Source organism: Limnohabitans sp. 2KL-3, from assembly GCF_001269405.1.
Lineage (GTDB): Bacteria > Pseudomonadota > Gammaproteobacteria > Burkholderiales > Burkholderiaceae_C > Limnohabitans_A.
This window is the reverse complement of record NZ_CXON01000040.1, coordinates 1-11,494: the sequence shown is the minus strand read 5'-3', so window position 1 is coordinate 11,494 and position 11,494 is coordinate 1. Positions and strand designations below refer to the sequence as shown.

The following is an 11,494-nucleotide window of genomic DNA, read 5'->3' as shown; positions in this document are numbered from 1 at the left end:
CACCGTGCCACAAAACCCCAGCTTTGTGGGTGTGGTGGGGGCGGTGCAAGCCGAAACCAGCTTCATTCACAAAGTGGGTTATACGGTGGGCGAATACATCGAAAAAGCAGGCCCCACCGCCACAGCCAACCTCGATGCGGCCTTGCTCATCCGTGCCGACGGCACCGTGCAAGCCAACAAAGCCCAACGCAGCTGGACGGGCCGGGGCAACAGCCAATTCATGAGCACCCTCATGCAGCCCGGCGACACGATTTTTGTGCCCGAAGAACTCGACCGCCGCAGCGCCTACACCCAGTTCATTCAGGGTGCCAAAGACTGGACCGCCATCCTCTACCAATTTGGCATTGGCGCGGCAGCCCTCAAAACCCTCAAGTAAGCCCCCAAGGGTGGAGCCACAACGGCGCTCCCGTCACTCGCAACACATGCCACAGCCCACCGTCCAGCAATGGATCGAGTCTGGTGAAACCCAAACGCAGGAATTCAAAACCTCGTTTGACAAAGCCTGCATCGAAACCCTGGTGGCTTTTGCCAATGCCAAGGGTGGGCGCGTGCTGGTGGGCGTGACCGACCGGGGTGCCGTGCAAGGAACCACCCTTGGCAAAGAAAGCCTCAACGAATGGCTGGGCAAAATCAAAGACGCCACCAGCCCGGTCTTGATCCCCGACATCCAGGCCCACAGCCTTGACGGCAAAACCATCGTCGAAATCAGCATTGCCGAATACCCGGTCAAGCCGGTCAACACGCGCGGCCGTTATTACAAACGCATCGCCAGCTCTAATCACGCGCTGAACACGGGTGAAATCGCCGACCTTTACATGCAGGCGCTGCAACTCTCGTGGGACGCCTACCAGGCGCAAGGCCACCGAGCAGAGCAACTCTCGGCAGAAAAAATCCGCCGATTCATTCGGCTCGTCAACCAGCACGGACGTTTTGAACTGGACGAAACCAACTCCGACGCCGCACTGGAAAAGCTCAACTACCTCAAAAACGGCCAACCCACCTGGGCCGCATTGCTGCTGTTTGCGCAAGAGCCCCTGCGGCACAACGTCCACATCGGCCGCTTCAAAACGCCCAGCCTGATCATTGACGACCGCCAATTCACCGACACCTTGTTTGAAGTGGTCGAGCAGGCGATGAAATTCATCGTCTCGCACATCAGCGTGGCGTTTGAGTTTGACGGCAGCATCCAGCGCAAAGAGCGCTTTGCCTACCCACTGCCCGCCCTGCGCGAAGCGCTGCTCAACGCCGTGGTGCACCGCAGCTACACCGACCCCAGCGACATCCAAATCAAAATCTTTGACGACCACATCACCATCTTCAGCCCCGGCACCTTTTATGGCGGACTGACCGTGGCCGAAGTCCAGGCCGACAGCTACCGTTCCAGCCTGCGCAACAAACGGGTGGCCGAAGGTTTTTACCTCGTCAACGCCATCGAAAAATACGGCAGCGGCTTCATCCGCATCCGCAAAGCCCTGCAGGACTACCCCGAAGTCCAGTTCGACATCGCCGAAAAGTTTGGCGGTGTCATGGCCACGTTCTCACTCCAGCCAGAATCATCCCCAGAAGCATTGGGTGTTGGCATGAATGAGGGAGTAAGTGGCGGAGCAAATGTCGGAGTAAATGTCGGAGTAAATGTCGGAGTAAATGTCGGAGTAAACCCCTTGCTTCAGTACATCAAAGACAAGCCAGGACAACGAGCAGGTGAGATGTCCATCGCATTTTCTGTAACACGTAGAACCGTCGAACGCTGGCTCAAACAACTCAAAGACCAAGGCCACATCGAATTCCGTGGTGCCCCCAAAACCGGTGGTTACCACCCCAACACCAAAAAATAACCCCCCGTAGGAGCGCACCCCGTGCGCGATGGCCTCACCCCAACCCTGACCATCACCACCGCTCCGTAGGAGCGCACCCCGTGCGCGATGCCACGCAAACCGCAAACCCCACCATGACCACCGCCCCCGACCCACACGACCAGCCAGACGACGAAATCAGTCTCCTTGACCTGCTCCAAGTCATCGTCGACAACCTGCGCCTGCTCGTCCTGGGCCCCTTGGCTGTCGGGATCTTGGCTCTGGGCATCAGCTTCCTTGTCAAACCCACCTTCACGGCCGAGACCAGCTTTTTGCCCCCACAACAACAGCAAGGCATGGCCGCCAGCATGCTCGCCAGTTTGGGCGCACTGGGCGGCCTGGCTGGCGCGGCCACCGGCCTTAAAAACCCGGCCGACCAATACGTGGCCTTCCTCAAAAGCAACAGCATCGAAGACGCCCTGATCGAGCGCTTCAAGCTCACAGAACGCTACGAAGCCAAATTCAAATCCGAAGCACGCAAAACACTCGAAAGCAAAGTCAAAATCGCCAGCGGCAAAGACGGCCTCATCACCGTCAAAGTCGACGACACCGACCCCCAAATGGCTGCCGACATGGCCAACGCCCATGTGCAAGAGCTGACCAAACTCATGGGCCGCTTGGCCGTGACCGAAGCGCAGCAACGCCGCCAATTCTTTGAAAAACAGCTCCAGCAAACCAAAGACAAACTCACCCAGGCTGACATCGCCCTCAAAGAAACCGGCATCTCGGGCGACGTGCTCAAAGCCAACCCCCAATCGGCCGTGGCCGCCGTGGCCGCACTGCAAGCACAGGTCACCGTGCAAGAAGTCAAGCTCGGGGCCATGCGTGGCTACTTGGCCGAAAGCGCCCCCGACTTCAAACAAGCCCTGACCGAGCTGGCCACCTTGCGTGCCCAACTGGCCAAACAATCACAAGACAGCAGCAGCGCAAGCAAAGGGCAGGGCGGCGCCCAAGGCGACTACGTCACCAAATACCGCGACTACAAATACCAAGAAACCCTGTTCGAACTGTTTGCCAAACAATTCGAAATGGCCAAAATTGACGAATCCCGCGAAGGCGCCAACATCCAAGTGCTGGACGCCGCCCAACCCCCCGAGCTCAAAAGCAAACCCCAAAAAGCCCTGATCGCCATCATCGCCACCCTGGCCACAGGCTTTGCCTTGCTGCTGTTTGTCTTCATCCGTCAGGCCCTGCGCAACGCGGGGCAAGACAGCGAATACGCCCAAAAAATCCAAGCCCTGCAAGCCTCGTGGCGCAAAGCCATTGGGCGGTAAAAGCGGGCTGATTAAAACAATCGGGATCTGACCCCAATAACCTTTGTAGGAGCGACGCCCTCGTCGCGATAAGCCTCGCAGACCACTACCCATCGCCCCGAGTGCGGGGCTCCCACATTTTGAAAAATCGGGATCTGACCCCAATTTGTGACCCCAATTTGCAGATCCCCATTTGTCGGGTCAGCACAGGCAAACCGCATAACACTTAAAATGTATCTCATTATTAACAAAATCAGTTAATTGTAAATAATGGGAAACACTATGCCTCAAAAATCACCACCATTGAGCGAGATCACCGCAGCCAAGCTCAGCAGCCTGGGGGCGCAGCTGGCTGAGCGGCGCAAAGCTCTGGGCGTCAGCGCCACGGTGGCGGCAGAGGCTGCAGGCATGTCACGGGTCACGCTGCACCGCATCGAAAAAGGCGAACCCTCTGTCACCATGGGCGCATGGAGCAACGCGATTGACGCACTGGGCATGCAATGGCAACTACAACCCACTGAAGTAGTCCAAGCCACGCCCACCGATCGATCCGGCTGGTGGCCTGTGCGCATTGCGCTGGCCGACTACCCGCAACTCAAGGAACTGGCCTGGCAAGTCCATGGCACAGACCACCTGACCCCGGTCGAAGCATTTGACATTTACGAACGCAACGCACGGCACATGGACATGCCCAGCATGGACACCCAAGAACAAGCGCTGTGGCAAGCCCTGCAACAAGCATTTGGCAAGCGGGCCGCCCATGTATGAGCGGCCACACCACCAACGCATCGCGCATGTTTTGAGCGCGTTGGATGCCAGCGTGTTGGCTCAAAACGCTTGCTGGTTTGGTGGCGGAACCTGCATTGCCTTGAAGTTTGGTGAATACCGCGAATCAGTGGACATCGACTTTTTGGTGTCCGACCCTGCAGGCTATCGAGAGCTGCGCCAATTGCTCACGGGCCTTGACGGGCTGGCACCCATCACGCGCCAAGGTGCCATGCCGCTGGAGTTGCTGCGTGAAGTGCGCGCAGACCAATACGGCATTCGTACGCAAGTGCGCATGGACGGGCACGCCATCAAATTTGAAATCGTCCGGGAGGCGCGCATCCTGTTCCAAGAGCCAGAGTCGCAAGACCAAATATGCGGTGTCAGCACCCTGACGCTGCTCGACCTAGCGGCCAGCAAAATGTTGGCCAATTCAGACCGCCAAGCCGATGACGGCGTTTTCAGCCGCGACATCATTGACCTGGCCATGCTGAATTTGAAACTGCCCCAACTGCAAGAGGCTCTTGCAAAAGCCACCGAAGCCTACGGCAGCAGCGTTGCCAGAGATTTGGCAAAAGCCATAGACAGAATGCAAAACAGGCAAGGCTGGCTGGATCGGTGCATGAAAGCCATGGCCATGGACATGCCCAAGGCAGTACTCTGGCAAAAGATAAGACGCCTCCGACAAGTGTTGCCTGCAGCGACATGACTGAAAACAATCGGGATCTGACCCCAATTAACGTTTATGACCCCAATTAACGTTTAAAGGTGTCGAATTCGACCCCTTTGAAGTTGGGGTTGTTGAGAAAACCGCCAACCCATGAACTCGCTCAAAGCAAAACTGCCCCCAGGCTTTCGGTTTGACCGCGAAGAAGCTAACGAACGCTCCGAGCCCGGCCAACAAAGCGCACAAGCAAACGCTGTGGCCAGCGCAGAACCCAGCGGCGGACTGGCAATGGCGATTCGCATCCATCAACGATTCAAAGGCATGGGCATCGACAAGCTGCCCATGCCAGAACGGACAATTTCACGCCCCGTGCCCGACTTTGGGCAAGACTGACCATCGCAAAAAGAGAAACAAGCGACCATTTGCGTGACCCCACGCAATTGATCTGGCGAACAAGCCCCCCTATGCAGCCCATCACATCCATTGCAGCCCTTTGGCAAGAAGCTACAACAGACCCTGAATTTGGGTTTGCGCTCAAAGCCCAAGATGTGCGCGTGGATCTGGCTGCAGTGCGCTGGGACTCGACAGCAAGGTCGTGATCACGACACCCGAGCCACGGCAAAGGCCTAGGCACAATCCCGCACGACCAACAGCCGCAACAAAGTGCAGCACAAGGCCTGATCTATGAGGCGCGGTAAAGTTGCTATCTTCGGGCACTGACCGGCACGACCGCCGTTTTGGACCGCATTGCCAGCAGGAGCACACCATGCAAATACTTGTTGACGTACCCGCTCACATGCCCGACGCAGCTCAGTGCAGTCCACAGCAATTTATGCAAGACGCAAAACTGGCCATGGCTGTCAAGTTGTTTGAGATGAAACGACTCTCGTCCGCAATGGCCGCATCGCTCATCGGCATGAGCCGCGTCCAGTTTTTGTCTGAACTCCATCGTTTTAACGTCCCCATGATCAATCTGGATCAGCATGAGCTCGCGCAGGACTTGCTATTCACCTTGGAGTAAAAATTCATGAATACTGTCAAGAAAATTGTTGATGAAATACGTTTTTTACCCGAAATGCAAGCGCGCGAAGTGCTTGATTTTGTTGGTTATTTAAAAAGCAAACTCAAACACGCTGATAAAAAGGATCAAAACGTCAATGACTTTGACCAATTTGGCTCGGTGTTTGATGGCAATTTTGATCGCGATGCCTGTTATGACCGCGAAATCATTTCTTGATCCCAACATTGTCTTCTACACGATCGGACAAGATACGCACAAGAAAACCGTGGCTCGACAACTCGTCACCACTGGCCCCATGGTCAGTTCCCAAGTTATCAATGAATGCGTGAATGTTTGCCTGAAGAAATTCAAATTTGACAAATCTCAGGCCTACGCCTTCACTGACACCGTGATGAATAAGGTCAATGTGGTACCAGTGGATGAAGCAGTGATTCGCAAAAGTGCCGAACTCGCTATCAATCACCAACTGTCCAACTGGGATGCCTTGATTGTTGCCGCGGCTTTACTTGCTGACTGCGACACGCTTTACTCTGAGGACATGCAACATGGGCGGCTCTTTGAAAGTAGCTTAAAAGTCATCTATCCGTTCGCATAACAGATCGCTGTAACAATCGGGATCTGACCCAACGCCAGGCTAAAAATTGCCGAAGCGTATGGTGAAGGGGTTGCTGAAATGAAAACGAGACTTGTCAAGGCGTTGAAATGCATCGTGGTTCCGGCAACGTGTTTGCCGATCTGGGTCTGGCTGACGCAGAAAAGCTCAAGATCAAAACTGGCTTGGTGATCGAGATCAGAAAAGCGATGCGTAGCCTGGGTCTGACCCAGCAAGATGCCGCCAAACGGATGGGCATATCCGAGCCTAAAGTCTCCGACATGATGCGCGGCGACTTCACGAACCTGTCAGAGCACAAACTCATGGATTGCCTCACACGGCTCGGTTACGACATTGAAATCAAAGTACGTCCAGCCAACGCTGAAATCGGACATCTGATGTTGGCCGCTGCGTGAGTAATGAAAAATCGGGATCTGCCCCCAATTCGCCCGACACACCCGCCGTTGATGCCGCAACAGTCAGAACGCTGGACGCCACGCATCAACAAGCCCCCAAAAGGCTAAAATGTTTTCCAATAAGAAACGACTGTTTTTGATTGGAAAACATTTTGACCGTCTCAGAACTGATTTTTCCGAACCAATACCGGCGCAAAGTACTGGCCTTGATGCTCATGAACCCACACAAATGGGTCCACCTGCGAGAGCTGGCGCGCATGACCGGTGCATCACCGGGAACCCTCAAAAAAGAACTTGACGCGCTCAGCTGCGCAGGACTGCTCAAACACCAAAAAATGGGCAACCAAATCCAGTTCAGTGCCAACACAGACCACCCGGTTTACCCCGAACTGTCCGGACTCATCCGCAAAACCACAGGCCTGACCGACGTGCTGACCCATGCCCTGCAAGAGTTGGCACCCCAAATCGAAGTGGCTTTCGTCTTTGGCTCCATGGCCAAAGCCACCGAAGGGGCTCACAGCGATGTGGACCTTCTGGTCATCGGCAAAGTCACATTCGGGCAAATTGTCAACGCCATCCACGACGCCCAAAGCACACTGGCTCGCGAGATCAATCCCAAAGTCATGAGCCGCGAAGAATGGAACGACAAGAAAAACGCAGGCAACAGCTTCGTGCAAGAACTCATCCGCCAGCCACAAATTTTTATCAAAGGCAGCGCCAGTGAACTCTGAGAGGATGAGCGACTACGACGGTGAACACATCACCGACAGCCTGCTCAAAGAGTGCTTAGACCAAGCCCAAGCACTTGTCGCCCTTGCAAAAAAAACGTGGGTTTGACTCTGAACAATCGGGATCTGACCCACTACTGTCCGGAGATTTCTGGGAAAAGACAAAACTGGGCTTCAGGCTCCCCGGTTTCATCGTTTAGCAACTGCTCACCGAGCAGTTCGGCCAGCGGCTTGACCTCGAACAAGGACAAGCTGAGGACCTGCAAGATGGCGTGCATTGACCCCTCCAACGCGAGTCTTTTTTTGACAATGGCTACCACCACGTAGGTGCATACAGCGCACCAAATTTGGGTTTTGACGGCGTTGGCGCTGGTGCCTACCAATGCCTTGATACGCAAGTTTTGTTTGATCCACTTGAAGAACAATTCGACCTGCCAGCGGCTTTTATAAAGCTCGGCAACGTGGCTCGCTGGCAAATCAAAATGGTTGGTCAAAAGCGTGATGTGGCGGGCTTGCTCGACAAGGTAGAACTCGATTCTGCGCAATGGCCATGTACAGGTTTTATGCGTTTGTTGCCCGGTCAGCTCGATGGACTCATCTGTGAGGATCACAAGGCTTGGGGTTGCAGGCGGAGTCGGTACGGAGTTAACGACGCGGTATTTCAATGGGTACTTGGAGCGCACGACAAAGAAGGCACCCGCATGGCAAAAGCGCACGAGTCGTGCTGACACCCGCACGGCCCTTGGTTGCAGGGGCCCAGTCAAACAAGCTCATGCACAAATCGATGGTGGTGGAGTCGATGGCATACACACTCTGATCCAGGTCCAGCCCAAAAGCATCTTGGCCGTAAAGGCTGCGAGCAACACCGATGAGATGCATGGCAAAGTCTTCAAAGATCCTGCAGTCTCGTCGCTCGTTGGCATGGGCCAAAGTGGACCGGGCAACCTGGCTGCGAAACCCTGCGTGGTAAAGCTTGGGCGAGTGAGAGCCCAAGCAAAGTTCAATGTCGCGAAGGCTTGTTCGCGCTGTGAGCTGGGCGAACATCATGCACAAGAGTTGGTCCCAGTGCGAGAAGCTGAACGAGGGATAGCGCCCAGCGTAGCGCTTAACGCAATCGCGAAAATACTCTGATCAATACATGGGCAATCAGTGTCCCGCCTCCAAAGACTTCTGAGCAGGCTCAAACCGCAAAACCCCCTTTACCGCAGCATCCTCGTGCTCAGTGGAGGGACCGCACTGGCACAGCTGATCGGCATATGCAGCTTGCCCTTGGTTACGCGGCTGTACACACCCGCCGAAATTGGCACGGTCTCTTTATTCCTGTCCTTTTTTGGCTTCTGGATCACTGGCATTGCACTGCGCTACGAACAAGCATTGATGATCGCTGCTGATGACGCAGAGTCGCATGTGGTGCACCGTTTGGCCACGATCTTGGTTTTTCTGATGTCTGTGTTGGGCGTGCCGGTTTTGTGGCTTCTGCAGCAAAACCATGTTTTGGAGTTCCAGCTTTTGCCAGTTTGGGCCCCCCTGATTGCATGGCCCATTTTGTTGGGGTATGGCCTGTTCATGGTTTACCGATCATGGGCACTGAGGGGTGGTTTAGTCTCGCAAATCAGCCAAGCATCGATTGTTCGTGCGGGGGCAATCGCCGGGACCAAGTTGGGGTTGGGCGCATTTGGTGGTGGCGTGGTTGCACTATTTGCAGCCGAGTTGGCTGGTGCATTGTCTTCCATGCACAGGCTCATGCAAGCCACAAAGCTGCACTTTGCAGCGAGCAAACCCTCGACCATTGGCTACCTGCAGCTGCATCAAGCCGGACTGAGATATGCCAAATTTCCGATGCTCGATACCCCCTCGGCATGGTTGGATGCACTTGCAGCAACGTTACCGTTGCCCATGGTGGCGAGCTTATATGGAGCAGAAGCTGCGGGATGGTTTGGCCTGGCACGTTTGGTATTGAGTCTGCCCAACGCACAAATAGGCGCAGCGGTGGCCGATGTTTTTCAGATGTCACTGGCCGAGGCTGTTCGCGACAAAGACCCTCAGCGTGCCCGCAGTGTCTTTTACATGTTGCTCAAAAAACTGGGTCTCATCGGCTTAGTCCCGCTGGTGGTCAGTCTTGCGGTTTTACCCTGGGCATTTCCCATCGTGTTTGGTCAAAGCTGGGCCCCTGCGGGCACGGTTGCGGCCAGTCTTGCGCCTTGGTTGTATGCGGCATTTGTGATCAGCCCGCTGAGCCGAGCATTGCCGGTCTTGCAAGCGCAGGAGTGGAAGCTTTTCTACGACGTCACGGCATTGGTGCTGATGATCGGGTGCTATTTCTTGGCTTCCCATCTGGCACTGAGCTTGGTTGAATTTTGTCTGTTGGTCTCGGCGGCCAAAACCTTGGGTTACGTCGTTTACACCTTGGTTCTTTGCGTACTGGTCGAGAGCAGACTGAAAAACTAGAACTCAATTGTCTGGATTGACGGTTGTAGTGGTGCTTGGTTCGGAATGCTTGCAAGGCGCTGATGTGATGGATGAAGATGATCAGATTTGGACAGGTAAATCACTTCGACCCACAGACATAATAATTAAAAATACTATAAATTAGTTCAATAATTTTTTACTAATGGGTATATTTTATAAATTTATCTATTATAAAAATAATTATATTAATTTAATTAAATGTATATAAAAATTTATTTAATTTTTAATAACTATAATTTAGTTTTAAAATTTATAACTATAAAAGTTAACAATTTTTTCACTTAAAACTACTAAGTCAAGTCAAAACTTAATTTTGACAAAAATAAACGACCAAAATTGCACTTAAAATTACAACAGTGTTTGGGATCACGCCTAAAAACACGGCGGTAGCCTGCGTGTTTCACAATAGTATTAATATTTAAGATGTCAAATTTCAGCGAAAAAAATTTTTTAGCCATCAATAATTCTGCTCCCCTTCGGGTTGTGATTGCGTTGTTTTTTGTCCTGTCTTTGAGTGCTGCGCCTCGCCTCTATGCACAGAATGCTGGTGCTTTGAGTACTTCGGGTACTTCGGGTTTCACCAGTACTTCCGTGGGCAATGCCGGCTCGAACCCAACCACTGGCGGTTTTGGTCAAATTCCAGCGCCAATGACCTCAATGCCGTCTAACTCAAGTGTTGGTGCCAATCCAAGATTGACAGCGGCTACAAATCCTTTAGGCGCCTATGCCGACATGGGGCAGGGCACCGGCCCGTTGGCCAACCCAGTTGCGCAGGCAGACCGCCCTGCATTGGGTACCAACCAATTTCAGCGTTTTGTGCAAAACGCCACCGGCCGCGACTTGCCGCTGTATGGCTACAACCTGTTCAATGGTCAAAAATTCGGTGCCTTGGCCAATTTGCCGGTGCCTGACCACTACGTCATTGGCCCCGGTGACGACATCGACCTCAAGCTCTGGGGCTCGGTGGACATGGCCCAGCGCCTGACGGTCGACCGCAACGGGCAAATCAACATCCCCAAAGTTGGCACAGTCACCGTGGCGGGCACCCGCGCCGATCAGCTCGAAAAAACGCTCAAATCGCACATTGGCCGCGTCTTCAACAACTTCGAACTCAACGCCACGCTGGGTCGTCTGCGCAGCATCCAGGTTTATGTGGTGGGCCAGGCCCGTCAGCCCGGTGCTTACACCGTGCCCGGCATGTCCAGTTTGCTGAGCACCTTGTTTGAAAGCGGTGGACCGTCTGCCACGGGCAGCATGCGCCACATTCAGCTGGTCAGGGCGGGCAAAACCGTCACCACGCTCGACCTGTATGCCTTCATTCACAGCGGTCGCACCGAAGGCGACGCCCAGCTCTTGCCCGGTGACGTGATCGTCATCCCCCCGGCTGGCCCGCGTGTGGCGGTGTTGGGGGCTCTGGACGCACCGGCCATTTATGAACTGCGCCAAGCGCAAGAAACGCTGGCCCAACTGCTTCAATACAGCGGTGGCATCAAGGTCATCACCACGCCGCACAAAGCGCTGGTGGAGCGCATTGACACCGCCAACAAACAAGCCCCACGCAGTGTGCAAGAGCGCAGCCTGGACGCACAAGGCCTGCAAAGCACGGTGCGCGACGGTGACGTGCTCACCTTGTTCCCTGTGGGCCCCCAGTTTTCCAACGCAGTCACCCTGCGCGGCAACGTGGCCGCCCCCCTTCGCTACAGCTTTCAAGCTGGCATGCGCATTGCCGA

General features: G+C 54.4%; 13 protein-coding genes and 2 pseudogenes. 14 read left to right on the top strand and 1 reads right to left on the bottom strand.

The genetic code is table 11. From position 1 onward, the window contains the following. The 12 genes and pseudogenes from AMM41_RS21300 to AMM41_RS21250 form a co-directional block, all read left to right on the top strand. Positions 1 to 376 (top strand): annotated as a pseudogene (locus AMM41_RS21300) (capsule biosynthesis GfcC family protein); the annotation flags it as partial. Positions 377 to 422: 46 nt separating this feature from the next. Then, positions 423 to 1,835: an RNA-binding domain-containing protein gene (locus tag AMM41_RS21295; protein ID WP_089963931.1), complete on the top strand. Its 1,413-nt coding sequence runs from the start codon at positions 423 to 425 to the stop codon at positions 1,833 to 1,835. A 113-nt stretch (positions 1,836 to 1,948) separates the two neighbouring features. Continuing rightward, the gene (locus tag AMM41_RS21290; protein ID WP_089963933.1) at positions 1,949 to 3,127 is read left to right on the top strand and encodes a GumC family protein; all 1,179 of its coding nucleotides are present in this window, start codon (positions 1,949 to 1,951) and stop codon (positions 3,125 to 3,127) included. A gap of 261 nt (positions 3,128 to 3,388) precedes the next feature. Next, positions 3,389 to 3,874 carry a helix-turn-helix domain-containing protein gene (locus tag AMM41_RS21285; RefSeq protein ID WP_089963929.1) on the top strand — a complete coding sequence of 162 codons (486 nt, stop codon included), beginning with the start codon at positions 3,389 to 3,391 and terminating at the stop codon, positions 3,872 to 3,874. Further along, a complete protein-coding gene (locus AMM41_RS21280; protein ID WP_089963928.1) occupies positions 3,867 to 4,580 on the top strand; it encodes a nucleotidyl transferase AbiEii/AbiGii toxin family protein in 714 nt (237 codons plus the stop codon). Before AMM41_RS21285 ends, AMM41_RS21280 begins: the two co-directional genes overlap by 8 nt. 111 nt (positions 4,581 to 4,691) lie before the next feature. After that, complete coding sequence (locus AMM41_RS21275) at positions 4,692 to 4,931, top strand: hypothetical protein (RefSeq protein WP_089963926.1); 240 nt, start codon at positions 4,692 to 4,694, stop codon at positions 4,929 to 4,931. 71 nt (positions 4,932 to 5,002) lie between these two features. Continuing rightward, entirely contained in the window at positions 5,003 to 5,137 is a 135-nt protein-coding gene (locus AMM41_RS22415) for a hypothetical protein (RefSeq protein WP_255350454.1), read from the top strand. Between the two features lie 167 nt (positions 5,138 to 5,304). Beyond that, entirely contained in the window at positions 5,305 to 5,559 is a 255-nt protein-coding gene (locus AMM41_RS21270; protein ID WP_089963925.1) for a UPF0175 family protein, read from the top strand. A gap of 6 nt (positions 5,560 to 5,565) precedes the next feature. Next, positions 5,566 to 5,775, top strand: coding sequence for a hypothetical protein (locus tag AMM41_RS21265; protein WP_089963923.1), 210 nt, complete (start codon positions 5,566 to 5,568; stop codon positions 5,773 to 5,775). Beyond that, entirely contained in the window at positions 5,726 to 6,154 is a 429-nt protein-coding gene (locus AMM41_RS21260; RefSeq protein WP_228769396.1) for a PIN domain-containing protein, read from the top strand. Before AMM41_RS21265 ends, AMM41_RS21260 begins: the two co-directional genes overlap by 50 nt. Before the next feature lie 107 nt (positions 6,155 to 6,261). Beyond that, positions 6,262 to 6,567, top strand: coding sequence for a helix-turn-helix domain-containing protein (locus AMM41_RS21255; RefSeq protein ID WP_089963920.1), 306 nt, complete (start codon positions 6,262 to 6,264; stop codon positions 6,565 to 6,567). Positions 6,568 to 6,719: 152 nt separating this feature from the next. Next, positions 6,720 to 7,298: a nucleotidyltransferase domain-containing protein gene (locus AMM41_RS21250; RefSeq protein ID WP_228769395.1), complete on the top strand. Its 579-nt coding sequence runs from the start codon at positions 6,720 to 6,722 to the stop codon at positions 7,296 to 7,298. A gap of 131 nt (positions 7,299 to 7,429) precedes the next feature. Here AMM41_RS21250 and AMM41_RS21245 read toward each other — a convergent pair. Further along, positions 7,430 to 8,417: pseudogene (locus AMM41_RS21245) on the bottom strand (DUF4372 domain-containing protein); the annotation flags it as partial. Positions 8,418 to 8,444: 27 nt separating this feature from the next. On the opposite strand from AMM41_RS21245, the gene AMM41_RS21240 reads away from it, so the two are divergent. Both AMM41_RS21240 and AMM41_RS21235 read left to right on the top strand, forming a co-directional pair. Beyond that, positions 8,445 to 9,743, top strand: coding sequence for a lipopolysaccharide biosynthesis protein (locus AMM41_RS21240; protein WP_194944928.1), 1,299 nt, complete (start codon positions 8,445 to 8,447; stop codon positions 9,741 to 9,743). Between the two features lie 714 nt (positions 9,744 to 10,457). Continuing rightward, on the top strand, positions 10,458 to 11,494 hold a 1,037-nt coding region (locus AMM41_RS21235; protein WP_228769394.1), incomplete at its 3' end, for a polysaccharide biosynthesis/export family protein.

Excerpts from the sequence above, each read along its gene's own strand:
- AMM41_RS21295 (WP_089963931.1), top strand. The coding sequence starts at position 423 with ATGCCACAGCCCACCGTCCAGCAATGGATCGAGTCTGGTGAAACCCAA.
- AMM41_RS21290 (WP_089963933.1), top strand. The coding sequence starts at position 1,949 with ATGACCACCGCCCCCGACCCACACGACCAGCCAGACGACGAAATCAGT.
- AMM41_RS21285 (WP_089963929.1), top strand. The coding sequence starts at position 3,389 with ATGCCTCAAAAATCACCACCATTGAGCGAGATCACCGCAGCCAAGCTC.
- AMM41_RS21280 (WP_089963928.1), top strand. The coding sequence starts at position 3,867 with ATGTATGAGCGGCCACACCACCAACGCATCGCGCATGTTTTGAGCGCG.
- AMM41_RS21275 (WP_089963926.1), top strand. The coding sequence starts at position 4,692 with ATGAACTCGCTCAAAGCAAAACTGCCCCCAGGCTTTCGGTTTGACCGC.
- AMM41_RS22415 (WP_255350454.1), top strand. The coding sequence starts at position 5,003 with ATGCAGCCCATCACATCCATTGCAGCCCTTTGGCAAGAAGCTACAACA.
- AMM41_RS21270 (WP_089963925.1), top strand. The coding sequence starts at position 5,305 with ATGCAAATACTTGTTGACGTACCCGCTCACATGCCCGACGCAGCTCAG.
- AMM41_RS21265 (WP_089963923.1), top strand. The coding sequence starts at position 5,566 with ATGAATACTGTCAAGAAAATTGTTGATGAAATACGTTTTTTACCCGAA.
- AMM41_RS21260 (WP_228769396.1), top strand. The coding sequence starts at position 5,726 with ATGGCAATTTTGATCGCGATGCCTGTTATGACCGCGAAATCATTTCTT.
- AMM41_RS21255 (WP_089963920.1), top strand. The coding sequence starts at position 6,262 with ATGCATCGTGGTTCCGGCAACGTGTTTGCCGATCTGGGTCTGGCTGAC.